17 protein-coding genes and 3 pseudogenes are annotated in these 25706 nt (G+C 58.8%); 8 read left to right on the top strand and 12 right to left on the bottom strand.

The annotated features are described in order from the left end of the window. Positions 1-192, top strand: a 192-nt coding sequence (locus E1J61_RS36055) for an IS3 family transposase (RefSeq protein WP_165971423.1), incomplete at its 5' end; no start/stop codon positions are given. Between the two features lie 324 nt (positions 193-516). Here the strand turns inward: E1J61_RS36055 and E1J61_RS37635 are convergent. Beyond that, positions 517-1030: pseudogene (locus E1J61_RS37635) on the bottom strand (ISKra4 family transposase); the annotation flags it as partial. A 96-nt stretch (positions 1031-1126) separates the two neighbouring features. Then, positions 1127-1573: pseudogene (gene ybgF, locus E1J61_RS36045) on the bottom strand (tol-pal system protein YbgF); the annotation flags it as partial. A 222-nt stretch (positions 1574-1795) separates the two neighbouring features. On the opposite strand from ybgF, the gene E1J61_RS36040 reads away from it, so the two are divergent. The 3 genes and pseudogenes from E1J61_RS36040 to E1J61_RS36030 all read left to right on the top strand — a co-directional run bounded on the left by E1J61_RS36040 (position 1796) and on the right by E1J61_RS36030 (position 5937). Further along, positions 1796-4729: a Tn3 family transposase gene (locus E1J61_RS36040; RefSeq protein ID WP_133098546.1), complete on the top strand. Its 2934-nt coding sequence runs from the start codon at positions 1796-1798 to the stop codon at positions 4727-4729. A 303-nt stretch (positions 4730-5032) separates the two neighbouring features. Next, positions 5033-5683, top strand: a pseudogene (locus E1J61_RS36035) (IS5 family transposase); the annotation flags it as partial. 50 nt (positions 5684-5733) lie between these two features. Beyond that, positions 5734-5937 (top strand): hypothetical protein, encoded by a 204-nt coding sequence (locus E1J61_RS36030; RefSeq protein WP_133098545.1) that lies wholly within the window; start codon positions 5734-5736, stop codon positions 5935-5937. Between the two features lie 164 nt (positions 5938-6101). Here E1J61_RS36030 and E1J61_RS36025 read toward each other — a convergent pair whose 3' ends face one another. From E1J61_RS36025 to E1J61_RS35995, 7 genes are all read right to left on the bottom strand, one after another. After that, a complete protein-coding gene (locus E1J61_RS36025; protein ID WP_133098544.1) occupies positions 6102-8741 on the bottom strand; it encodes a S8 family serine peptidase in 2640 nt (879 codons plus the stop codon). Positions 8742-9130: 389 nt separating this feature from the next. Beyond that, complete coding sequence (locus E1J61_RS36020) at positions 9131-9805, bottom strand: N-acetylmuramoyl-L-alanine amidase (RefSeq protein WP_133098543.1); 675 nt, start codon at positions 9803-9805, stop codon at positions 9131-9133. 717 nt (positions 9806-10522) lie between these two features. Next, positions 10523-11287, bottom strand: a complete 765-nt coding sequence (locus tag E1J61_RS36015) for a hypothetical protein (RefSeq protein WP_133098542.1) — start codon at positions 11285-11287, stop codon at positions 10523-10525. Positions 11288-11360: 73 nt separating this feature from the next. Then, a complete protein-coding gene (locus tag E1J61_RS36010; protein WP_133098541.1) occupies positions 11361-15149 on the bottom strand; it encodes an AAA family ATPase in 3789 nt (1262 codons plus the stop codon). Then, positions 15146-16162: a hypothetical protein gene (locus E1J61_RS36005; RefSeq protein ID WP_133098540.1), complete on the bottom strand. Its 1017-nt coding sequence runs from the start codon at positions 16160-16162 to the stop codon at positions 15146-15148. The genes E1J61_RS36010 and E1J61_RS36005 overlap by 4 nt, the downstream gene beginning before the upstream one ends. 4 nt (positions 16163-16166) lie before the next feature. Further along, positions 16167-17222 (bottom strand): trypsin-like peptidase domain-containing protein, encoded by a 1056-nt coding sequence (locus E1J61_RS36000; RefSeq protein ID WP_133098539.1) that lies wholly within the window; start codon positions 17220-17222, stop codon positions 16167-16169. A gap of 18 nt (positions 17223-17240) precedes the next feature. After that, positions 17241-19304: a DNA/RNA non-specific endonuclease gene (locus E1J61_RS35995; protein ID WP_133098538.1), complete on the bottom strand. Its 2064-nt coding sequence runs from the start codon at positions 19302-19304 to the stop codon at positions 17241-17243. 277 nt (positions 19305-19581) lie between these two features. On the opposite strand from E1J61_RS35995, the gene E1J61_RS38735 reads away from it, so the two are divergent. The 4 genes from E1J61_RS38735 (at position 19582) to E1J61_RS35980 (ending at position 23815) form a co-directional block, all read left to right on the top strand. Next, positions 19582-19710 carry a hypothetical protein gene (locus tag E1J61_RS38735; RefSeq protein ID WP_256376156.1) on the top strand — a complete coding sequence of 43 codons (129 nt, stop codon included), beginning with the start codon at positions 19582-19584 and terminating at the stop codon, positions 19708-19710. 946 nt (positions 19711-20656) lie between these two features. After that, complete coding sequence (locus tag E1J61_RS35990; RefSeq protein WP_133098537.1) at positions 20657-21745, top strand: DUF3616 domain-containing protein; 1089 nt, start codon at positions 20657-20659, stop codon at positions 21743-21745. Between the two features lie 541 nt (positions 21746-22286). Continuing rightward, positions 22287-23321, top strand: a complete 1035-nt coding sequence (locus E1J61_RS35985; protein ID WP_133098536.1) for an MBL fold metallo-hydrolase — start codon at positions 22287-22289, stop codon at positions 23319-23321. 110 nt (positions 23322-23431) lie between these two features. Further along, entirely contained in the window at positions 23432-23815 is a 384-nt protein-coding gene (locus tag E1J61_RS35980; RefSeq protein WP_133098535.1) for a hypothetical protein, read from the top strand. Between the two features lie 503 nt (positions 23816-24318). On the opposite strand, the gene E1J61_RS39025 is transcribed toward E1J61_RS35980, so the two are convergent. The 3 genes from E1J61_RS39025 to E1J61_RS35970 form a co-directional block, all read right to left on the bottom strand. Continuing rightward, the gene (locus E1J61_RS39025) at positions 24319-24525 is read right to left on the bottom strand and encodes a DNA/RNA non-specific endonuclease (protein ID WP_371705018.1); all 207 of its coding nucleotides are present in this window, start codon (positions 24523-24525) and stop codon (positions 24319-24321) included. Then, entirely contained in the window at positions 24495-25061 is a 567-nt protein-coding gene (locus E1J61_RS37965; protein WP_207951308.1) for a DNA/RNA non-specific endonuclease, read from the bottom strand. Before E1J61_RS37965 ends, E1J61_RS39025 begins: the two co-directional genes overlap by 31 nt. 510 nt (positions 25062-25571) lie before the next feature. Beyond that, positions 25572-25706 (bottom strand): ATP-binding protein (locus E1J61_RS35970; protein ID WP_165971619.1); only part of this gene is annotated, 135 nt, incomplete at its 5' end.

The raw sequence follows: 25706 nt of genomic DNA, 5'->3' as shown, positions 1-25706 counted from the left end.
GAGAGCTTCTGGGGCAGCCTGAAAGCAGAGTTGGTGTACCACCATCGGTATGCCACCCGGATGGAAGCCATGGCCTCTGTCCGTGAGTACATTGAGATTTTTTACAATCGCCAACGGCGCCATTCGAAGTTGGGGTACCGAACGCCAGGCGAAGTCGCTGCAAGCTACCTCAGTCGACTAGCTGCAGCATGAACCAGACGTGTCCGCGCTGGACAGAACACCTCAGTAGTCGCCCTGAAACGAGAACAAAGGCATACCTAGAAGAGCCGCTTGCGGCTTCGTGGCTGCCCGCACTTTGTACGGCAGGCGTTTTCACGAGCCATTAATCCATATGGATTTTTGGAGCAAAGCCGCCAGATTTTGCGCTAGAAGTATGATCACCCGACAGCGGGCCTTTGGCGCGTGGTGCGGCCGGCTCGCAGCCGCCCGCACTTACTTCAGCGTCTTCAACCGGTTGTTCGCCGTATGCGCGCCTTCGGTACCGGGATACTGAGACCGCGCCAAAACGGGGGCTGACTAAGCGGCAAGGCGGTGGCCTTCTTCCCCGGCGATGGAGGGATTCCATCGTTCAACATATGACCGGATCTGGTTATTGAGCACGTCTGTCCGGATTTGTAGCAGGTTGTGCGCGTGCCGAGGCCGCCAGGCCATCTGCTGTCGTTTGACGAAGCGCTTGCTGACCACCTGGTTGACGGCCGACTCGACGAAACCTGATGCAATGGGCTCCCCGTGCCGATTTCGGTCACCGTAGTTCACGATGCAGTGGCGATTGTTGTCGAGGTAGACGATGAACTCCTCGAGCTTGCCAAGAAGCTTGGCGTCTTCGGGGCTGGCCTCGGCGTCCAGATCCCAGCCGAGGCTTTCCAATCGGCGCAACGCCGGATAGGGGCAGCCGTGCCACAGGTGCCACTTGGCGCCATGCAGATCCTTGATCAGCCGCGTTGGTCGGGCCGTCGCAGTGTGCCGGCCGGCCCTTGATCATCTGTTCGAGGCTCTGTACCCGCATGGCGATGTGGAACCAATCGAGAACCCCCACACTCCGGAAAATGTAGGGTTCGTCAGAATCTGAAGATCCCCCTAAAGCAGGCCTTCGGCGCGTGGTGCGGCCGGCTGGAAGCCGCCCCACTCACTTCAGCGTCTTCAACCGGTTGTTCGCCGCACGCGCGCCTTCGGTACCGGGATACTTGGCCACCACTTGTTCCAGCGTTTTGCGCGCAGCCGCCTTCTGGTCGGATTCGAGCTGATTATTGGCCACCGCGATCATGGCGTCCGGCACCTTGGGGTGCGTCGGATTGGCATGGATCATTTTCTGCAGCACCCAGGTGGACCCCTTGTAGTCGCGCTGCGCGTAGAGCGAGTTGCCGAGCCAGTACTGCGCCAGCGGCAGGTACGGGCTCTGCGGATACTTCTTGATAAACGACGAGAACGCATTCCCGGCGCTCTTGAAGTCGCCCGCCTGGAAATGCTTGAGCGCGGCGTCGTATTCGGGCTTCTCGCCCGGCTGCGACGTGCCTTGGCGGTCTTCGACCGAAGCGTGCTGCGGCTCGAACTTCTTCAGGCGCGCATCCAGGTCTCCTTTTGTTTTCGCTGCAGTTTACCGGGGTAGCCGCCCCTTGTAGTCATGCGGGTTTCCGGGCCGCCCTCTAAAAAAATGCCAATAAATCAATAGGTTGCTGTCTGCCTCACTGCATCTATTGAGTTGCCGCAAACTGCATATTTCCGTGTTGAATGTTGCGATTACCTCTCATTGCCGCTACCCTTCGCAGTCCGTCTCACGTGCGGGGGGAGCAGCGCGATGGATCACTGGCGGTTGGCCTACCTCGGGATGCGGCAGATCCCACAGGAACTCAGCGAGTTCGAGCTTGCCACGTTCTTCACCTACTCCCCCAAGGAACGGGCACTGATTGATGCTCGGCGCAGCCCTTTGTATCGCTTGGCCGTCGCCGTACACATCGGCTTTATCCGCATGACGGGGCGCACGCTTGATGCCTGCAAGCAAGTGCCCAGATTTCTCTGGGCGCATGTCGGTGCCCAGGTTGGTGTGACCCCGCCGGATATGGGCACGCTCAACGCACTCTACGATGGGCGCACCGATACACTGTCAAATCACCAGATGCTGGCCTACCAAGTCCTCGGCTTCAGTCCGATGGCTGAGCACCAGCGCCGCTATGTCACGCGCTGGCTGAAGGAACGTTTGACGGGACAGCCGAGCCGCACTGCGCTGTTTCATGAACTGAAGCGCTGGCTGTATGAACATCGGATACTGATACCCCATGACCGCGCACTAAAAAGACTGATCAGCCAGGCCGTCGCCACGGCCGAGGCGGCGCTTGCCGTCGCTCTGGTGCGCGCCTACGGGGCCTCCTTGGACGCGTGGGGCATATCACTTGCGCGCCCGCATGGCGACCGCACGAACCTGCAGCAATGGCTTTGGGCCGTCCCGTTGCGAACCTCGACCCACCAGATCGGGGAATTGTTCGACAAGATCGAACTCCTTTATAAGATGGGCATTCACCGAAACTGGCCAGCGGCGTGCAATGAAGCGCTGATACGCTACTATGCCCGGCGCTGCGCCAATCGTCCGCCCTCAGTGAGCAAACGAGTCGCGCAGCAACCCCGCCGATTGGAAGCGGCTTGCTTTCTGCGTTACGCTCTATGCGCCGCCACGGATCATCTGGCGACCATGTTGCGACACTGGATTCAGAAGTCCATCAATGACGTTCGGCGCGTGATTGAGGCTGGCCGACCGGACCCTGGCACCCAGATGCGAGAGTTCGCGACCGCGGTCAAAGCGCTGGCCGCGGATGAGACGCTAACCCGTGAAGCACTCTGCCAGCAGTTGTCGGCGCTGGCCGACGCGGCGCTCAACCGGCGTGCGCCCAGCCGTGCCAGCCTGATTCGCGCGCAACTCCTGTCGCGACACCGCCAGGCTCGAGCGTTGCTTGGCAGGTTGGTTCTGCTGCCATTCTCCGCCCTGTCAGCACACCCGGTGATTGAAGCGTTCGCAGTACTCCAGGAAGTTTACGCGCGAAAGTCCGATCATCTTCCCGACCCAATCACGATTCGACTTGGCCGCGCCTGGCAACCCGCCCTGGACGGAGAAGACCGACAGCGGGCCCTGGCCGCTTTCGAGTGGGGCACGCTATTCGCCCTACGGGTGGCACTGCGCAATGGCTCAGTCTTCCTTGAGCACAGCTTTGCCTTCCGAAGCCAAGCTACCCTCTTGATCGGCGCCATCGATTGGAAGGCCAAACGCAACCACTTCTATGGCCATCTTAAGCTGCCACAGGATGCTCAGGCATTTCTGAAGCCTGTGGTCACACATCTGGATGAAAGCCTCGCCAGGCTCCGGGATGCTGTCGTGTGTGGGAAGCTCAAAATTGACGATGCGATCCACATCGACCCCTTGGTGGCAAGCGCTCTGCCCCCGAATGTGGAGACATTGCGAGGCGCACTGTTCGAGCGGCACCCCGGCGGTCAGTTGCCTGAGATCCTGCTCGAGATCGACAGCGCCACGCACTTTAGTTGGCTCCTGCTGGGAAGAGAGCCTCATTCCCGTAGCGAATTGCTATTGGTCTACGCAGCGATACTCGCGCACGGCACATCAATGTCAGCGGCGGATCTCTCCCGAATGGTGCCGGAGTTGTCGCCTCCCGCGATCCGGCAGATGATGCATCGCGTTGCGGACGAACGGAAGCTGCGCCACGCGGCTGAAGCCGTGCTGACCTTCATGCATCAGCACCCGATTTCCCAGCATTGGGGGCGCTCCGATCTGGCCTCGTCAGACATGATGTCGTTGGAAACGACACGCTCTGTCTGGAAAGCGCGGGCCGACCCACGTCGGCGGACTGCTTCGATCGGGATGTACACTCACGTTCGCGATCGGTGGGGCATCTTCTATGACCAGCCAATTTTGCTCAACGAGCGCCAGGCCGGTGCAGCGATCGAGGGCGTGATCCGACAGGGCGGTTCGGAAGACGTCGCGCAACTTGCAGTGGATACGCACGGCTTTACAGATTTCGCGATGAGTCTGTCACGGCTGTTGGGCTTCGATCTCTGTCCGCGTCTGTCCCACCTGCGTGACAGACGTCTGCATGTTCCCAGGCATCATAATGTGCCTGACGAACTGGCTGCCGTCACCGATGCAGATGTTCGACTGAGCCTCATTGAGTCCGCCTGGGACGAGCTGGTGCGGATTGCGGCGTCCGTGCAAAGCGGGCAATGCACCGCAGTCCAGGCACTCTCGCGCTTTGGGGTGGCGGCGCGCGGACAGCCCGTCTATGAGGCCGGCCTGCACCTCGGACGGTTGTTTCGTACGATCTTCCTGATCGACTATTTCACGAATACCGCATTTCGCCATGAGATGCAGCACGTGTTGAACCGCGGTGAAGCGGTGCACATTCTCCAGCGAGCGATCCATTCCGGCAAGATACCGATCGAGCTGGCGCGCCATGACGCGTCGTTGGCGGCGGTGTCGTCGGCCTTGACCTTGCTATCCAATTCAGTAATGGCTTGGAATACGATGCACATGCAACGCAGCTGGAACATCCTCGAGAAGATCGGCGGCGAGACGACTCGAGCTGAGGGCCTTCGGCATATCGGTCCCACCCACCTCGAGGGAATCAATCTGCGGGGCACTTTTGAGTTTCCCATCGCGCGCTATGCGCATCGGCTCATGCCAACCTCGGCGTTCCAGCCCGACTCACCTTCGCAGTGGCGTACGGCATAACCGCTCCGCTTTGAAAGCAACTCAGAGGACGGTGCCAAATACCGGGCGCATCAGCGACATACATCCCCGGCTGGCGAGAGCTTGGCGTCGGTCCGTCGGCCGAGATTAAGCTTCTTGGAGGCTTACCATACCCTCCCCCCGCCGCCATGCCGGTGTTGGGATCAGTACATCAAGGGACGCAGGGAATGACCCAGTCAGCAAGTTGTTGATTTTAATGGAATTCCTTGTGAGCGCCGCCCGGAAACCCGCATGAATGCTGGGGGCAGCTATCCCGGTAGATTGCATCAAAATCAAAGGGATACCGAAATGGGTTGTGGCTCTGGCATGAGCTGCTGGCGACGTCTGCATACCTGGCAGAAGGCCGGCGTTTGGGACCGCTTGCACGAGGTACTCCTGGCCAAGCTGCGTGCAGCGGACCGCCTCGATTGGTCACGTGCCGTCGTCGATTCCTCCTCCATCCGTGCAGTGGGGTCGGGTCAAAAACAGGACCCAACCCCACCGATCGCGCGCGACCAGGTTCAAAGCACCACCTCCTGACGGACGCGCAAGGCATTCCACTGTCACTGATACTGACTGGCGCCAACCGCAATGACATCACCCAACTGCTACCGCTGATCGAGGCGATTCCTCCGATCCGTGGCAAACGTGGTCGGCCCTTGTCAAAGCCAACCATCGTCCAAGGTGATCGCGGATACGACCACGACAAGTACCGCAAGCCGCTGCACGCCGCTGGCATTGCTACGGAGATCGCTCGCCGCGGCGAGCCGCATGGCAGTGGTCTTGGTAAGACCCGCTGGGTCGTCGAACGAACGATCGCTTGGCTGCACAACTTCAAGCGGTTGCGTGTGCGGGTTGCGTGTGCGTTTCGAGCGCCTCGCCATCATCCACGAAGCCTTTCTGAAAATGGCCTGCTGCATCATCTGCTGGCGCCACCTCAGAAAGTCTTTTTGTTAGAGCTTCTAAGCCAAAGGCAACGTCATCATTCTACGGTACGCGATGATATCGTGGTCGGCTTCGAGGACGAAGCCGACCAACGGCATTTCTGGGACGCGATGCGACTGAGGTTGGAGAAGTTCTCGCTTGTGCGTCACCCGGACAAGACGAGACTGCTGAAGTTTGGCCGCTGGTCAACCGTCAGCGTCGAGGCCTTGGCCGACCGGAGACTTTTGCTTTCATGGTTTCATCTGCCGTTTTCGGCAACCCCGTGAACCTGGAATACGGTCTTTTCCAGATCAATACCAATGGTTGTAGCCTTCATGATGGACGCTCCCTCCGTGAAGTGGTGGCATGCAACTCCACTTTGGCACACCGATGCTGTTCGAGTGGGGACTTCCATCCCACGAAGCCCCCGACTGACGGAGCTGCGCCGCTCCTACTTCAAGAGATCAAACAGCCCTTTTGCGTCCAGCATCCCGTGTCCTGGCCCCGGATTGTGGACGCCCGAGAAGCGCGCCGTGGAGATGAGCGCGGAGCGCAGCTGGCGCGCATTGTACTGCGGTTGACCGCGCTGCTTTGCCCGGTGAGAGAAGACCAGCGCAAGCGCTCCCGTCACATGTGGTGCTGCCATGCTGGTGCCGGTCATGGAAACTCCCGCGCGCAAGTTAGCATTCCCCGCTAGCGCTGCCGTAATGTTGTTGCCTGGCGCGCAAAGGTCAGGCTTAGCACGACCGTCGCGCGTCGGCCCGAAGGACGAGGAAGAGGTGAGCTGCAGCGGCGTTCCCACGTGACACGCTGCAACCGTGATGACGGTATCAGCCGTGCCGGGAATGCTCAGGGTGACCTCTGGCACCTCTGTCGTGAAGCGTACTGCACGCGCATCGTCCCGCTCTACCCAGACATTCACTACTGGATCGCGGCTGCGGACATTGATTCCTTGTACATTGAGCGACCACCGCCCAACTTGGATCTGCGCGGACTGCGGGGCAATTTGGATGACGAGGCGACTGTCTCCGTTGTCGACGTGCCGCTCGACGAGTTCCATCAGTACAACATTTCCGCCGAGCGTATGTGTGACCTTCTTGTTGCTGTGCGAGACCACTGGCGACGCATTCCCCGCCGGGTCCACGAGCGTGAACGTAAGGTCGTCGAGCGCTCCATACCAGACTTCGAAATAGTCCTCGAAGCGGAAAGTTGCGTCAGACTCCCAGGTGATCGGCATGATGCCGTTGAATGCCTGGATGCGGGCGTGGCCGCCAAATCCGCGCTCGTTGCCGGCCGACTTCACCACCACGAAGCCTGGGTCCCGACCTTTGTTGGTGATCGAGTCGAATCCGGCTTCGAGCAGCGATGTGCCGTCGTGCGCACCGGCATTCATGCCAAGACTCACATTGACCGCCATTGGTAATGGATCGGCCGACACCTTGTTGTGGCCAGCAGCGACACGCTTCAGGAATTCGAGCGCCTGCAGATGGCTTACGGAATATCCGACGCTGACGGGATCTGCCGGATTGCTCTTCATCTTCGGCATCACCACGACGATGCCGGCTTCAGGAGCCATGCCGTCGCCAAGTCCACCCACGGCCCTGCCCGCCGCAATACTTGCAACGTGGGTGCCGTGCGCACCGGGATCCCGCAATTCAGGCGGAACGGGCATTGCCGAATTGACCATCTGCTGAATCTCGCTCGCGAGCCACAGTCGCCCCAAGGTCGAAGGAAACGCTGTATCGATCGCATTGGGGCTGGGCCCGGCGGCATCATGCTGATTCCAGATCGCGAGTATCCGCGTCTTGCCCTCGCCATCGAGAAATGCCTCGTGCATCACGTCAATGCCAGTATCGATGAGGCCCACCAACGCCTTGTCTCCGCGCTCGCTGACCGCCGGTGCATGCACCTGGTCGCCGGACACGAACGGCACCGAATTCACAAGCTCTTGGTGTCCGCCTTCTCGGCTGATCTCAATCCCAGTGACCGTTGGATCGTCCGCGAGCCGCTGAATTTCCTCTAACGTGCCGCTGGCCGTGAAGATGCTTCCGATACGGCCGGTAGCGACAATCCCCGGCGGCGGCACCCAGTTCTCGTCCGCGACGCGAACCACGACAGGGACTTCGTCGGTCTGGCGCTTTCGTGCCCTTGCGCCGCCGAGGCTTTCGATAGATTCCTGCGCGGCGCGGCTGCGCCCTTCGACCGCAAGCGCGGCATCGACGGAGGTAGCACCGGTTTGGCGCCGAATGGCCGCAATATAGCGTTCGAGCTTGTGGTCGACGAAGCTGAAGCCCGGAATGAGCCCCTCGATTGATTGATCAAGGGCGGCCTCGCTTGCCGAGCGTCCCTCCATGACGAGCGTCGCCCTCACGCGATCGATTTCCGCCTTCAGTCGCTCGTACTCTGCAGGTGTGAGTGGTGGCGGTTCGACCTGCGCCGCCACCGCTTCGGTAACTGCCTGTCGCACGCGCCCGCTACCGTCGAAATGAACGAGCCGCCCCACGTGCGAATAAAGAGGCGGCACGCGCGCCACGACATCGTCGTCATTGACGAAGCGGAAAAATCGAAGCGGGAACTCCCTCTGAAACAGGGCCTGCAAGGAGGCATCTCCAACCCGCGGCTGGCCGAACGTGTGCACGGTCGCGTGGCCCAGGATCTGACTGAACTCGGCAGCAGCTACGGTCGCGAGCGCACCCCCGAGGCTGTGGCCGGTGAGCCATATGTGCTTGCCAGCAGTGCCGATCTCCGTAAGCGAAGATGCGATGGGCTCCTTAACGAGGTCGAATGCTGCAGCGAAACCACTGTGGACGTTTGCATAGCCCCGGTCCGTCATCAGGACGTCGAGATTCCCGATCCAATCGCCGATACTCTCTGAACCGCGGAACGCGATAAGCAGAACATCGTTCGTTGCCGCTATAAATCCCTGTGTATCCCCTACATCAAGCGCGTGGTACGTTTGGAATCCCCAACTGGAGATCGTGATATTCTCGACTGTCGAATTGCGTTCATAAGCAAGCTTCGAGGCGAGCGCAAGCGAGAGAGCGGTATTCCAACCAAAGTCGGTCTGGCGCAGCGAGGACAGTTGAAACATCGTTGATCTCCAATGAATCGAAGCGAGCGAGAATCGTCTGGCACAGGCAATCGAGCCAATGCAAGTAACCAACGTTTAGCGCGCTGCCGCGACATGGCCTGACCCGTGCGTGCATTGCACCACCGATCGGCCGCACGCTCGATCCGCTCGCGGTAGACCACATGCGCCTTCCGGGGGAGCACGCTGGGCGAACGTCTGCACCATCGTGGCGAGCAGCAGTGCCATTTGGGGGTAAAGAAGGATCATGTTGAGGGTCTTTCCATCGTAGCAGACCAGCCACTGGAAGTTCTGGTGTGCGACGACTCGCCCGATCCGTATACCCGAATCCATTGAAACACGGCGCGCATTCACAATGCAAAAATATGTCAAATGTATATTATTAATTGGACTTATAGGCAACACAAATTTTTGCTACTCGCCTTGATTTTTGAGGCAGGGACGGCAGCGGCAACACTTTCCGGGAGTTCGTTATTGTGTGCCGATAAGACCAAAGACTTAAACTTCGACCAATCGAAATGTGCACCGGGGTCACTCCTTCTGTCACTATCGAGTTTGGCGTGTGACACAACGTGTTCTAGATTTGGATACTTTGCCCAACAATAACGAACCAGCTTCGCGGTGACCTCAATTTGCCAATCTGAAAATTCATCAGCATTTTGATTGTTAACGATTTCCACGCCCAATGACCAATGATTGACGCGCCTCGCACCGTCATTTACATCTGGATGATGTGCGGTGTTTCTAACGTGCCACGCGGCTAGCGCCTCTGGAACACATGCCCAAATCAATTTTCCGTGCTGCTCCTCATTTTCATCAGGCACCAACCAATGAAAAGAGGCAGGCTCATCTGACCTCTTCATGACAGATATCGCCCCTTCTGATGACCCACCGGCTGTAGCATGAATGACAATGGCCTTAATTCCAGAAATTGGATCTACGGTGCGCTTGGTTGTGCAATTACTCCAATATTTCTGAATACCGGGATACCAAGGATCCAGGATTGATACATCACCTGGACGGTTCTTTTTTGGTAGATTGAACTGGTACTCGCGCGGATTGGCCATCTCGCACTCCTTTTTTTCTGGGAACTGTGGCTCATAGTAAATGTAGGAGATAAACCAACAAGGTCAAGTTTTTGCTCTCTTGCTTCGATTGCTTTCTTAATTTGCGGTGCGAAGCAGATTTCCTCTCTAGACATTTCTATGTTTTAATGCAATTTGCGCCACAAGAATGTTCATGATTTGCGCCTCAGTCTATATGGAAAAATGACTTAATCGTTTTAAAAGAGCGAGGCAGTGGCGCAAAGTGTATGCCCCCCCCACGATCCGCCCATCGACATGTCGAGAGTTTTTTTTGAGAATTCGACACGATTCACACTCTGAGGTCGCATGCGCGACGCCAACACCTTTAATGCGAATTGATGCAGTCTCCCCCCTGTCCCGCGTTCCCACATTAATGCCTTCTGGCTTTCCGTGTGGTAGATCCGCAGCGCCCCACTGATTCGTTATGGGCTCGTGCACCACAGCCGTGTCGTCACGATTTGAGGCGATAGCTGAAGACTGCGCGAGAATTTCCTGAAGGCCTTATGCGGACGGCCTCTACGTCCGCCCAGAATATGCCAATCGAAGAGTACGTAGGCGCCCTGGTGCCAGGCACCCTTTCGGCCTGGATGATTATCAGGTCTTCGGGTCGCTTGCCGACCAAGTCCTTACGGCTTCGTATTCACGGGCGGAGGTCGATCGAAAGATCGCTGCGCCAGCGACAGTCATCGCCCCGTTCGCTCAAGACGGTGTCAGCGGGGCCTCCCTGATGAAAGAGCGAATCATGGTACCGAGACGCGCGCGCAAGTCGGGGCCGATCGCCGCCAGCAGGCTGTTATTTGCTGACATTGTCGTCGTCGAGCTCTCGAACTCGGCGCTCGCATTCGTCAATTTGAAAAAAAGAATGGTGGTGTCCTTCGATTCGACGTTGAGACGGGCGACGGCGTACTTGATGGTGGTCTCCGCCTCGCTACTGTTTACGGCAGCAAAATGCAGCTCTTGTACGTTGAAACGGCGAGTCTCGCGATCGAATAGCCTGATCCAGGGTGCGTTCGCATCCTGCTCTTGCAGGTTCTTCAAGCCCGCTAGAATAATTGGCCCAACCGTGGCCCCACCGAATGCCACGGTCAGAAACGGAATGATGGCCTGGTGCACGCGCAGTCCCTTCTTTTTGAAATTTGAGTGCACAATCGCAGTGCCAGCGACTGCAAACCCTAGCATGCCGAGATTGGATGTATATGCGGCGAGCCATTCGTCCGAGGAGTCGCCAGAACGGCTGGTTGCCGTGGCGACGCGGTTCGCGAAGAGCATCGACAACGATACGCTCGCACGCACGGTGCTATCTGGAGCCGCGGAAAAATCGATCAGCGTGGTGCCGGAAACGACACTGGCGGGCAGCTTGTCCAGATTCACTGAGACGATCCCGGGCTCCTCGGCCTCGATCGATTCCAGAACTGGTCCGACATCGGCCATTTCGATGAACAGGCGTGGATTGTGAGTTTGCATGGACATTTCCCTCCTTGGGTGGCTTCAGCTTGGTTGCTCCAATCGCATTGACTTGACCGGTCCGATGTCGTGGCTACAGCTCGACCGGATCGCCGATGCTCGACCGGAACCACGACGTGAACTCTCGCGCTGTCTGCAAATCCAAAGAACGCGTGCTGAACAAATACTGTGTCGCGCTCGCAAGGTCCGTTGCGCTTGCGGGAGCGTGTGGCACGAACGGCTCGATCTGGCTTTCTCGTTTCGCCCATTCCGTGAGAACGTGCTCGAGGCCGCCAGCTGTGTGCTCATCGAGCGATCCCACACCCACGATGCGAACAACACGCTGGAGAACATTGGGATCGACGGCGCCGACTTGCGCCGCCACGCGTCGTGCAAGCTCCGGCGCGCGTGCGATGATCTCATCGGGCAGGCGACTGAATACGCGTACTGCGTTCTCGCTGAAGTGCATGTTCAACTCTCCCTCCCCGACGGCCGACTCCAGGCTTGCTACTTCCGAGTGAAGCAGAATCAAGTCATCGCCGAGTTGCTCGCCCAACCCTCCGAGCGCGGATAGTGCATCTAGCACGCCTGCATAATCGTGCCGCAAGCGACGCACTTGCGCGAGCTCTTGAAGCGCGCTTTGAATTTCGCCGGGATCTGCACTCGCATGAGCGGCTCTGACTGCTTGTGCGGCGGCACCTTCTGCGGCCATAAGGTCGCCATTCGGCAGTGACCGCCGCGCGATACTCTCGATCAGGAAGAGGCGGCTCGTCGGAAGACGCTCCGGGCGCCGTGTCAGGAGCGTAAGTGCAGCGGCGGGATCGCCAAGGCGCAACAAATCTGAGGTGCGCGTCTCGGCATACGCTTCCCATTCTTCGAGCGAAGCTTTCTCGATAAAGGCCTCGTCACTTACACTGCCGACGCGGTTGGCGAGATATGCTCGCGCTGGTCCGTCAAGCTCCTCGACTGCACTGCGCAGATACACGTCAACACCCATGGTCCAGCGGGCATCGACATCCTTCGGGTCCTGAGCGAGCCACAGGCGGTGATAGATCTCCTCTGCTCGATTCTCCGGGCCCGCCCGCTTAGAAAAATACTCGATGGCGGCTTCGTGGATCTGCCGGCGGGTCTGCGCGCTGCGCCCGTCTTTACGGAAACCTTCAAGCACAGTACGCCGCAGCTCCGATATCAGCACGAGTCGCGTCGCGTCGTTACCGCGGCGCACGAGTGCGACCTCCCGCGCCAACTCATCAAAAAGAGCGCGCGCCTCGTCAGCGTTCGCGATCTCGATTCCGCAGGGTCCTGCGAGCACCTGCTGAATGATCTCCCATGTGAGATAGCGCAGCACCAGGCCTGGAATGGCGAGTTTCTTGATGCGACCTTCATGCAGATGCCCGGCGATGCGCTCGTACAGTTGTCCCTGCACGATTGCATCCCCGACTCGGCGCCAAAGCTCCTCTTCCCCAAGCCGATCGAGCGCGTCGTTGCTTTCGCGCGTTAGGACCTCGGCCGCCAGACGAAGTGAGAGCGGATTCCCGCCCACGACCTGAACCATGCGCACCATGAGGTCCGGCTTTGCCGCGAGGCGCGGCGGAAGATTGTTTGCCAACAGAGCTTCGGCTGCCTGCGGAGGAAGGGGAGCGAGCGCGATTGGTGTGAGTTCGAGACTCGCATCGGTTGCGACTCTACCCGCCAACACCGGTCGTAAGGCGGGCACCCGAGAGCGCAGGTCGATCACAAGCTTAGCGAGTGGTCCGATCGCATCGGGTGTCGCGTATTGCACTTCTTCTAGTGTATCAAGAACGAGTACGAAAGGCGCCGGCATAGCCGCGTGGCTTGCGACAAGGAGCTCCGCAAGATCCGCGAGCAAATCCTGAAAGTCGGCTTGTACCGCTCGGGTCGACAATGAGCCCTTGCGCGATTTCGTCACGACGTTTGTCAACTGCGGGCGCGCCGCGCGCTTTTGTGCCGTGCACCTCGCGACGAAGCGGGTTGCTCTTTCGCCCAGTGTAGGAACCTGCGACGCTAGCTGTCGTGCGATCGCCGCCAGGAGGCCGACCGGATCGCGCGCGTCGAGCTCCGGACGATCGAAATCGAGATAGGCAAAAGGCCGCCACGCATCGACCCGCGTCGTGTCGCGCTCAGAGTGGGCAAGAACGAAGTGCGCAAGCAATGCCGATTTGCCCATGCCGCCCGGGGCATGCAGCATGACGGGTGGCAGTGGTGTGCCATGAACGAGATCGGGTCCGTCCACATACGCGGCGAGAAGTGAGAGTTCAGCATCGCGTCCGGAAAAATATCCCTGAGTCAGGTGTCTGAAGGGGGCGACCAGCGTTGCGCGTTCGAGGCTTGCGAGCAGCTCCTCACGCGGCGGCAGCGGCGCGCGGGTGCCTGCGAGCCAGCTCAAAGCTTGAATCATCGCGCGCAGGCGATCGGGATCTTGAAAATCGGCTCGCGTTGGCGGCGTACCCGCGATCAGCGCGCCAAGTGCGGCGTCGAGTAGGTCGTCCGGCCTTCCGGCATTGTGTTCGCGCGCGGCTTTAAGTTGGCCGCGTGCCGCCAGCCGTTCCAGAGCTCGCACGCGAACGCGCTCGGACAACATCCAGCGTGTATCGCCATGAGGGCTGCGCACCGGTGAGCTCTCGAGCAAGACCGCCACGAGGGCTTCTCGCTCTGGCGAGCCTGCCGGCACGAGCGTCGTGGGGTCAAACGATGCACTGACCGCGGCGGCCTCGGCCCAAGACCAGAGGTCGCGATCCGAGGGCTCCACATTCTCATCGCTCCACACGTCGTCTGCGGAATCACCGGCATCGTCCCTCGGGTGATAGCCGCGCACGATGTCGTCGAGTGCGATGGCTTTCGTCTTGACGCTTGTGTATGTGCTGCGCGCCGCTGCCGCGGTCGCATAGACGCCGCCCGAGGCATTCCAGGCGAGGCCACGCGCCGCCAGTTGGTCCCCAATCTCTGTCACGCTGAGACCGTGGTTGAGCGACTTTAGGTCGGTGCCGACATGTACACCGAGCAGCCGCCAGCGCGCATCGAAGCAGGGCGCGCCCATTGCCCCCGGCAGCGTCGATGTTCGGTAATAGAGGCCTTCGCCGTCGTCCCGAATCAATCCGTGAGCATCGACCGATACGACGAGCCGTCGTCCTCCGGCGAAGTACACGATCACGACGGCACCATCGGACGGTTCAGAGGGTAAAGGGGAGATCCAGCCCCGCGCGCGCGCCGCTGTGCCAGTGGTGCTTTCCGCCGCGTATTCGCGACCCGCTGGTCCATCCAGACGCACAATAGCGATCTGGTTGTCGAGCACGTAGGGCTCGGACGCGAGCACAGCATATCTCTTTTCCAGCGCACCCGGTTCGAAGCATGCGGTGAACCGCTCACGCGTGAGCGCTTCGAGGAATGGAACTTCCTGGTCGGAAGTAAAGACGGCCGTATGGGTCATCAATTGATCCGGTCCGACGAGAAACGCCGTACCGATTCCGACGTCGTCCCGGTTGCGAATCAGACAGACCTGTTTATCGATCTCACGCAGCCTGAACTGCCACGAGCGGGCGTCGAGCGAGGTCAATGCGGGGCGAATGGCCTCGACTAGATCTGCTGTTTGCTCCACAAGTCCAGTGCTCTCGTTCAGGTGACGGAGGGCGTCGCTGTTTGGATTGGCTTCGTAGGCCGCCTTGAGCAGATCGCCAAGTCGTCCAACGGATGCGGCCCACTGCACGAGTTCGTGCACGCGCGTATGATACGAACGCGCAGCGCTGCGCATCTCGTAGGGGACCTTCAGGGGATCCATTACGCGCCGCTCAAGTGCTTCTGGCACGAAGCCCTCAACGAGCGCGGTCACGAGTGCTTGCCGCTGTTGTTCGGAGAGTGCAATCATCGGGGTGCGGCCAACTCTTGCAACATGCCGCGCAGAAACTTGAAGCGCTCTTTCAGCGTGCGCGGTATCGCGTGAAAATCTTGGATCCGGACTTGGACGACTTGTTCCGTTACGTCCCAATTGCGCGCGTTCGCGACCTGCATAATGACGGAGACCATGTCGGTCGTGGTGAAAGGTTGCGCATCGTCACGCAGTGCGACATCGTCGAGATCAGAGGGAAGTGCTGCGCGGAAGCGCATTGCGACCACGCGCAAATACGGGCGAAGCTCCTCATCTGCATAGGTTGCCAGGCGGATGATCAGGCTCTCCGTCCCATCCGGTAGCGGCGTGTCGGAAAACTCGTCGAACAAAAAGAGGCGCTTGGACTTCTGCTCTACAATCGCACGTGCAACCGTGTCTGCCAGCTTCTCGGCCCAGCGCTCCACTGATTCCGGGCCCTGCGATAGTAGCGGGCGATCGGCGCCGAGACGCCCAAGAATGTCCGCGGCGAGCTCGTCGGGCTTGGGCAGGGCCGTCATCTTGAACTTGTTGACGATGTAGCCCAGTTTCGGCGCGACGTGGTTGATGAGGTAGTACGAATACGTTTTGCCCGTCTGCTCCTTGCCATCGATGAGCAGGACTGCCGAACCCGCATCATTCATGAGGTCGAGCAACTGGTTGCGCAGAGGGCGTCGGTTGACGAACGGCCGGTCGGCCTCGAGGAGCACTTCGTCGAAGGGGTTCGCGACGGTGCGTGGCGTTGCCGCCTGGTCGATCTCGGCTAGCACGCGCGCGAATTCGAGGCGCACTGCAAATCGTTCCACGAGGCTCTGAACCAGGTCCCGCAGCCAGCTATTAATTTCGGCGTCGTTCACGATTGCAATGAAAGATGCGCGATACGGCCTTTCGATGGGGACCACGCGCTCCCACGTCCCGTTCCGTACACCATTGACGTGTGTACGACAATCCTGCCAGTTTGGAATAGCATGTACGGTCGTTTCGACGAGTAAGTCGCGGAAGAGCTGACTCAGCATCGCCTTACACCTGAATACCAGCTGCCTGCAAGCGCGCGAGCACTCGACTGATGCGAATGCCTTCGTTCTTCGATACAGGGGGCTTGCCGGCTACCTCCACCGGGGTGCCTCCCGCATGATGCAACGCTATGAGTCGACACTGAGCATCGAACACGGGTGCGCCAGACGACCCGGGCTCGGTGTCGGTGAGATAGCGAACGACTCCTTCCGTGACGTCGCTGATGGTGTTGCGTACGAAGCCGAGGCGCTTCTGCTGTCCGCCCGGGTGCTGGAGGATGTAAGCCGCCTCGCCGACATTTGGCACTGGCTCCGCCGCGAGTGGCAGGGTCGCCCAGCGGGCGTCCAGATCGCCCACTTCGACGACGGCCCAATCGTCGGGCCTTTCGCCACGGATGCTGCTTGGGGTCCCCGCGAGCGACGTCACCGGAATGCTCGCCCCCATCGCATCCACATCGAACCCGAAATCCGCCTGTACGCGTGTGGCGACAACGCTTTTCGGATATAGCACGTGATGGTTCGTCAGGATCAACTTCGGGCCGATGCGGAAACCTGTGCCGAAGAACTGTCCGAACGCATTTTCGACCCGCAGCAGACACACGGCCGAGGCGCACTCGAGGAGCCCTCCGAGGGTGGCGAGGAGATTCGGTACCCGGCCGACGGGCATCGTGAGGTCATCGAAGAAGAGCAGCGCCTCGGGTTCAGTTACGGAGTCGTCGAAATCGGCACTGGCACCCGGAGGCGGTACGGGCTCGGCGCTAACGGGCGCGAGCTTGTCCTTCAGCAGTGCATCGAGGAAAGGCGTGCGTGGATTGTTCGGCGTGCGGTCGCGTACAACCTGCACAGTCGCTCGCACGTTGCCCTGCGCGGCGAGCATCTGGAGGAGTTGGAACCAGAGGTTGCGCGGGGCGAGCCCACTCGGTACATCGAGAGGATCGACACCGAAGGGTTGAGTCAGGAGAATCGCCTCGGTCTCCGTGCGGTACAGGTTAGCCAGCACCCGCATTAGCTCCTGGCCCTCGAGTTTGTCGAAGGGAAATGGATAGTCATCGAGTATCGACATTCAGTCCTCGCCGTACGCTCAGATTAGGAATCGAATTTGTGATAACGCCTCGAGTGGCGCCGGCCGCGCTTCACCGACTGCAAAGCTTTCGTCCGCAGCAGCGAGCGGGTCGATGCCGGCGAGTGGGCCGAAGCGGATGCCGCTTCGTCGCTCGATCGCGCGAATCGGGACTTGCGTGGCGATGCCGAGCTGTGGCGAAGTGAAGGCTCCGAACACGAACTCGTCCTCGGACGGCAGGCTGTTCTCCTGGCTCATCTCATAACCTGTCGCGCAGAGCTCGCCCGTATCATCGTGAATGAACGCTATTACCTTCCAGAAGCGAATTGGAATTTGTACGCCGTATCGCGTCGGGTCGTCGTCGTTGAAGTAGGGGCCGGTGAAGACGGATATCTTCATGTCATCTTCTCTGGCGTGCTGGAGGGCATAGTCCTCCAGCGCCAGCCAGATGGGCGCGTTAAACGCCTGCATCTGAGGCGTTGCGTTCGTAACGTGCATCGAATCCTCATTTCCCCGTCTGGCCACTGCGGGACTGCCCCAGCCCGGGTCCTCGCGTCGTGTCATGTGGCCGCGGCTGAATTTCGGCGGGTTGCCGTAGCACTCCTTCATGACCTGCTGGGCCTTTGGGATGCGCGGATCCCATTTCCAGGTGACGCGCGGACTCTTCCGCGACTGATTGCCATCAATGTTCACGGCGCTACAGAAGCACATGCGTCGGCTACGGCTCATGACGACCGAGAAATGCTCGTACCTTAGCTCCGTCTCCGATCGGCCCTCCAGATCGAACACCAGCACATCGGACGCATCACGCTCGACAACTGGTAACGGAATAGCGAAGTCTGAGCCGAGGAACGCCGTCTCGTACCCCTTACGATCGAGATAGTCGCTAATGGCGGTTTCCGTCTCGATGGCATTGTCGGCTTCGTCGGGATCGGGGCTCGCGAACCGAACCATCGGCGTCCGTGCAGCGGCGGGCGCATTGAAATTTTGCGGAACACCGAGCGAAACGGTGACGGTCAGCGGAATTGTGAAAGACGTTTGTCCGACGGGCGCCTGCAGTCGCTCGACCGCTGGGCGATTCACGGGAAACGCCGGCCGCGGTCGACCGGTGGCCGGGACACTTCGGCGCTGTCCGTTGCGTACATTGTCTAGAAGCGTCTTCAAGACGTCGGCGCGCACCGCATAGTTTGTATCGAGGAAGCTGCCGCTGAAATGCAAACCCAGTGCCAGCCCCGAATCGAGATCCACGACGAGTGAGCCGGAGTTTCCGCCCAACGTCGTGCAATTGTGCAAGAGGCGAGTCTGCTCGACACGCGTGATGGCACCGGGTGCCAGGCGTTTCTTGTTGTATACCTTGCCAAAAATGCGCTCCATAAGGGCCGGATCGGGAATGCGACTGTCATAGGCCGGATAGCCGATCGTCGCAATGTTCTCCGTTTCACCGACGTGCGCTGCGAGTTCGATGGGTGCTGCGAGCTTGGCGTTCCCAACTGTCATCTCAACTTCAAAAAAAGAAACATCGGGGCCGGGCGGCTCTTCGATGTGCAGCGGGCGCACCAACTCAAAGACGAGCGTCCTAGGACTGTCGATCTCCTGCAGGAAATCAACGTCCGCAGAAATACGGCCGTTTGGACCGACACGAAACGTGAAGCCTGCGCCGCGTCGTGTGGAAAATTCGCGCGCGACGTGTCGATTAGTGACGAGCACATTGTCCGCGACGAGCCAGCCGGTGCCGACCCAATCGAGTCGTCCCCCCTTCAGGTCGATGCGTCCCACCGCCCGGATAGGACGATCGAGCAACGACCCGGCTCGCGTGAGGCGCTCCTTCCAGATGGCGCTGTCGGCGGCATCGGCGAACTCGAGTACTGTCGCATTGTCGCGGATGGCCAGCACCGGGCGCGTGCGCCGCAGTACGATGCTCTCGAACTCTATAGCTTTCTCGGTCGTGTCGGCTGAAGGAGCTAGCTCCAGCACTTCGGCACGGGCGAGATCCGCAGACTCCTCCGCGAGCTTTCGATCGCTCGCATGAACCGATGCGTTGAAGCGGCGGAGTCGTTCGAGATTGTCTTGCGGGGTGGCACTCATCCGAAATCTCCAGACTTGGAACCGAAAAATCGTGATCGGAAGATAAACTTCATTGCAGAAGAGAATACCTACCGATTAAATTAAATTAGATCAAAAGACGGGTGTCCGTCAAATTGCTTGAGTTGCGGCGTCAGGGCGCGGACCGCTATCAACGGAGCCGGCGCAGCGGGCGAGTTGATCAATACAATGAGGCCGCGCAACAGAGCCAGTCTGTCCATGTATTCCTCTCCGGCGCGATCGATGTATTGCGATGCGACGCGCTCCCCGACTTCCAACAATGGAACAAAATCCCGGCGATTCCTACCCCCCACCGAAGTGGGGTAACTCGGAAACTCCGTGGCTGATGACGTCGTTCTATGGCATGTTTGCCACCGGCGCCTGGACCGATACGCGCGGTGACAACTGACTCGAACCCGGTGAACAGTAGTACAGGGTTCAGCATCACCGTGTGCCAAGCAAACTTCCATTCACGACTATCTACGGTTCCGCTAGCAACAGGCAAAGTCTTCCTGCTTCTCACTTGCAAAACACGTCACGAAGGCAAACTAAAGTAAGTGCGCCCTTTACGGTCATTTGCATTCTGATTGATAGACTAACAGCATTGCCCGCCAAGCCAGGGGCCTTTAGCTAAGGGGTCAAGTGGTCGGTGCCGCTTGTCCGTCAACAATCTCACCGTTCCTGTTGTAGTAGCAAGATGTCCCTATTTTCTTGTTTACCGCTGATGGTGCGAGCATGCTGGGATGTAGGCTGTTCGGCGCGCAGTCCCCGAAGAGAATGAAGGCACGCGTCCGACGAACCGCACCCATCCCCTTCCTTTTAGGCGGGCCTTGTACGCGTCCCGGTCCGCAGCGACGCCAGCGGCCTCTCGGTACCGGCCATATCGCCAAGAGCTCATCGGACGACAAATGGTGCCTGATGACCTCCACCGTCGAAATGATCGTCGGCTAGGCCGCTGGCCAGAAGCTGCCTCACACGCCGAGCCGCGATCCGGTGCCAGTGATCCTGATCGGCAACCATCGTGGCCAAAACGCCGCTCGGGGTGAGCCATTGAGGAACTGCATGACGACAACTGGGCAGCAAAAAAGGAAATCACATACGGCACGCCGTCACAGTAGTTCACGATGAAGTGCTGCCTATTGTTTCAGAAACGATGAACTCCTCAAATTTGCCGAGGCCTTTTTCCCCTTCGTGGAATTCCCATCAGCTTCAAGATGGCTCTGCCATTGGCGAGATGCGCAAGTAGCGAACGGTGGAGACACTGACGATGTCTCGCGAAGGGGTACTTGCAAAATAGAGAGGCAAGTCCCTATGCTTAGAGCGTCGTGGTGTCCGTCCAGGAAGGAGAAACCGCTATGACCGACTTCCCGAAGCGCACTATCATTCTTGAGTTCGATTCCGCCTTGTCCAACAAGGATCTAGTAAAAATTCGGGATAATCTATCTGCAGTGGTTGCGCAAGGGGAATTTCTATGGCTGGGAGGCGACGAAGGCACACGACTTCACCGGATGAGAAAAAATCCTTCTGGTGGGTTCGGTCGTCACCAGCAATTCGAACTCAAAAACCTCTTGAGCCTGCCCGGTACCGCGAAGGAAGAAATCGACATTGAAGGACTGGCTTACGACGGCGGTTATCTGTGGCTGATCGGCTCGCACAGTGCGAAGCGGAAAAAGGCTGACGATAGTAAAACTGCCGAGGAAAATGCGCTTCTTCTTACCACAGTGGAAGCTGAAGGAAACCGCTACACTTTGGCTCGCGTTCCGATTGACCCGAAAGGTGAGCCAGTTGCTACTTACGACGACTTGACTGCGTCGCGCCTGAAGGGCGACGCCTACGGAAGCATCTTGACCAAAGCACTACAGGAAGATCCTCACCTAGGCTCCTTCATTCCACGAATGTTACCGGACGGAACCGTCGATGGCATCCCCAGTAAAGACAACGGCTTCGATATTGAAGGCTTGGCAGTCTTGGGAGACCGAGTGTTCGTCGGATTGCGCGGACCTGTCCTCCGTGGTTGGGCCATCGTCTTGGAACTCCTAGTCCGTCCCATGAGCGATGGCATACTGAACCTCTGCCCATTGGGGAGGAATGGTGAACCTTATTTGAAGCACTTCCTCCAGTTGGATGGACTCGGCCTGCGTGAACTAGTCATCGACGGGGATGATCTGTTGATGCTAGCCGGTCCGTCTATGGATTTGGATGGACCAGTATTCATCTATCGGTGGAAGGCTGCGTTGAATGTTCGCGGTGAGTCTCTAACATGGGGTAAAGATCTGCAGAAGATTTTAAGAGTGCCGTTCGGCGCGAGAACGGATCATGCTGAAGGCCTTGCCTGCTTATCAGAAGCACCACTTGAAATCATGCTGTGCTACGACTCACCCGATAATCGTCGGATCCATGGCAACGGCCGAGAAGTCAAGGTCGACGTCTTTGAGATCCGCTGATTGCAGGTAATTTGCTAGCCTTTATGTTCGTCTAATCACCCTGGCCGGAATACAACTTCGTAACTGCACGCTGGAGGTCTCCATACCAACTCGGGCGTCGATCTCTGGATGGCCGACGACGACAGCCACTGGGCCGACTTCCAGCGTGCCGGTGCCCACTCGCGGCAGCAGTCCGCTGCCCAACGGCACTTGGTCGGCCGCGATGGGGGCTCCGCGATGACAAGTCCACAGCCGCGCGCGCGCCTCGTTTTGAGGAGGGGCGTAGCACGAAGACCATGCGAGGGGAGCCGCAGGGAACGAATACCAGGTATTGAATAAAATTGGCGGTGACTGCAGGTCGGGCGCACAAGGTTGGAGGTGTTGCCATGGCAAGAATTGATGGCGACATGGTGCGCGGCGGCGTCTTAGGGTATCAGGACTCATGGGACGTGGGTGTGGTGGGGTTGCGGAAGGAGCGGCATTATCATGACCGGGTACCCAAGCCGAGACACCTCAGATGAGGATCCGACACGATGGCGTCGAATTGCCGCATGGAGAGCAAATGACCCCAACAATGTTGTGGACGGCTATTACCATCTTGATGGGCCTGATGGTCGCCGGGATTGCGCCAACGATTGCGTTAGGCGACCAGAGAGACTCGATGGATCCCGCACGGATGACGTCCTACGAGCCGCCACCGCCGGCAGAACGTGGGTTGATGGCAACGTTCTTCGGCACCACCTCTATCGCCTTGTCCGATGGTGAGACCGTGGTGATGGTTGATGCGTTCTTTTCGAGGCCGCCCTTGAAATCATGGATCACGGGCAACCTCGCTCCGGATTCCACTCGGATCGACTCCGTCATTGCAGAAACCGGTATGCGGAGGATCAATGCGATTTTCGTTGCGCACTCCCATCACGATCACGCCCTTGACGCCGGCTCAGTCGCTGTCAAGACCGGCGCGGATGTCTATGGATCCGCGTCATCGCTATGGATCGCCGATGCCGCCGGCTTGCCACGCGATCGACAGAAATTGCTCAATGATCGGCAACAAACAACGATCGGCCGCTTTCACGTAACGGCCTTCGAAACCGAACATTCTCCCAAGTCGCTATTCTCAGGTGACATCACCGAGCCTATTTCGCTGCCTACGTGGCCATGGGCGTTCAAGGCAGGGAGCAATCATTCGTTCTTGATGGATCATCCTGCTGGCCGCATTCTGATAGTGCCGAGCGCTAGCCCCCCGAAGGGCGCATTCAGCGGGGTGAAAGCCGATGTGGTCTTCCTCAGTATCGCCAGGCTGGCGGGGCAGCCGGAGGCCGATATATGGGCTTATTGGGAGGAAGCCGTTGTTCGCACTGGGGCCAGGTACGTGATACCCATCCATTGGGATGATTTCACCCGCGGTCTCGATAAGCAACTGGTCTCGATACCATCGTGGGTCGACGACGTGACGTCCAGCGCGGCGAGATTGACACAGTATGCCAAGTTGTGCGACGTTAAGATCAGCCGGATGCCCCAGTTGAAGACAATATGGCTCCACCGGCCTGCAGCAAGCACGCGCGAAAATCCGCCCACATGCCGGAAGCCAGACTAGTTTTCCCGGCTCCACCGTCAGTATTGAAGACTTGATCGGAAAGAGCTCACCTCCGGGTTAGGCAGAACAGATGCCAGCCGCGAGCTGCGAGCCGCTATCGAAGGCACATCATGCAGATCGGTGAAATACGCGAGACACTCATTGTAGCCAGACGGCACTGGAATGACACTGGGGTCGACATGGTAGCAGGAGGCAGCTACCACATTGTCAACACTGGCTCTTGGTGGGATCTGTTCATCCGAACTGACGCGGACGGATACGACAGTGTCTTGAGCCAGCGGCTCTTTGAGACCCAGCGGCGCGTTCCGCAAGCGAAATGGTTTGCGGCGATTGGTACGATTGGCGAGAACGACACCACCGCGTTCGTAATCGGAAGGGAGCTTCGATGGTCGGCGTCGGAAAGCGGCAGGCTTTTCGCTTACGCGAACGACGTATACGGCTTCTATTTTAACAATTTCGGCCGCATCACGATGCGAATCGAACGCATTCGTTGATATCCCGGCCTCCGCCGACGTTCACAGATTGACGTCAATTAGGGGGGGGGGCCCTCACTCGCTGTGGATTAATGCACGCCGGCAATTTCCGATCGGTCCTCAGCGCCCAGCCACGCTCCGTGGTCTGCTTCTGCTCTGCAAGCAACTCCGGAAGCGGCATATCGCCCCAATTCTTGAGCGGCGCAATGTCATGATCCACGGGAACCACGGCGAACTGAAGACTCGTCAACACCTAACATGCGCCGTTTGATATCGTGCCGCCACTATGCATCGAAGAGGAGCCTCCTCGCATTGCTTATACCCGAACGTCACCGACTCCTCGAATCTCAGTTTCGATTCGGGTGCCAGTCGCCCGTTCTTCATTTGAGAATCCATCAAACTGTGATAGAGCACCGAAGTCAATGTCGGTAAGCATCCTCGATGCGTGCAACGCTGCGCTGATAGGTCTTGAAGATACCGTAAGCCGCCTCCAGGCTCCCCAACTCCTTTGACTGATCAATCATCTATGCAGTCGCGGATGGCTGACCCGTATCGGAAACAAAGGCGACGACTTTCCAGTATGCCGAGGGGATGCGAGCGCCGCGGTAGGTGCGGTCATCGTCCCGGAAGACGGGGCCTGAAAACACAGTGGCCCGCTCCTTCCACCTCCTTGTGTTCTGCAGGATATAATTTTCGAGACTCAACCACGTTTTCTGATTGAAACCGGCCATCTGCGGCGAACAATTGGTGAAGTGGAAGGTATCTTCGTTGGCAGTCTGGGCGTCCCCCCCCAGTTAGGGTCTTCGCGCCGAACTAGATGACCGCGATCCAGGAGATTGTCAGCGTATAGGTCATCACCAAGCTGCGCCTCAATCGGCAATCGCCCATCGAAGAACCACTTGTCATCCTGACGATCGATAGAAACGGACTCGCTGCCGCTGATATTGACGCCAACGAACATGGCCATTCGCCGTGATCGCGACATGATGAGTGAGAAATGGGTATAGTCCAGACGATTGTCCGCCGCGCTGGGAATGGGATAGACATCCTCAGCGCGCTGACCCGCCGGCTTAGGCCAAGGCACGACAAAGCCCCCCAGGAAATCATCCTGATACCCTTGCCGGCTTTCGAAGGTGGCTGCGGGTGTGAAACTTGGCGTCTTGCGACGCCCTTCCAACGTTTCCGCGGTTAATGAGACGATCGGTGCCTGTGGCACAAGACGATTCATGCCCACTAGGCGTGGACGCCAGTTCAGGTCAATTGTCATAGCAAGATCGCACAGAGGTAAGGGGCGCCACTGGGCTCTTCAGTGCCCCGAGCGCAATCTCTGGTCGTACATCTTGTAAACACGTGTCGTCTGAATCACTGCCATGGAGTTTGATCCATAGCCCTCGCAGAACTCGATGAACCGCATGAGTAGCCCAAACCGATCTAGCAAATCGATAAGGGTAGCTATCCATCGCTCACGATCCACCCGTAACAACTTATCGAGCCGCGTCCACGACAACTCCAACGGCCAAGACGGGTTCTCTGCTTCAATGGTCCGCACAAACTCGAGAAGATGGTTCGAGTCAAGCTCGCGCACGGCGCCCCGAATGAGCGCGTACAGCTCTGGGGTGCGCCCCCTCAATATTGAGCGAAGACTATCATCCGAGATCAATTCGTGACTAATCAGTTCGATAAATGCGGATTTCGGTGAAGGTGATCAGCGGTTTCGGCGAACGTGATCAGGGAAGGAAGGTGGTACTGCGCGGTCAGGAGATTGTAGCGTAGGTGATCACGATGCCCGTTTCTTGGCGTCGGTAGCCGAGCGCTTGCGCATGGATTCGCCTTTGAGCGATACCTTGTGCGCCTGGTGGACCAGCCGGTCCAAGATGGCGTCAGCCAGCGTCGGATCATTCAACCACTGGTG

The organism is Cupriavidus sp. L7L (genome assembly GCF_004353535.1).
In the GTDB taxonomy this organism is placed as follows: Bacteria; Pseudomonadota; Gammaproteobacteria; order Burkholderiales; family Burkholderiaceae; genus Cupriavidus; species Cupriavidus oxalaticus_A.
The sequence above is the reverse complement of the archived record's forward strand: the minus strand, read 5'-3'. Positions and strand labels throughout refer to the sequence as shown.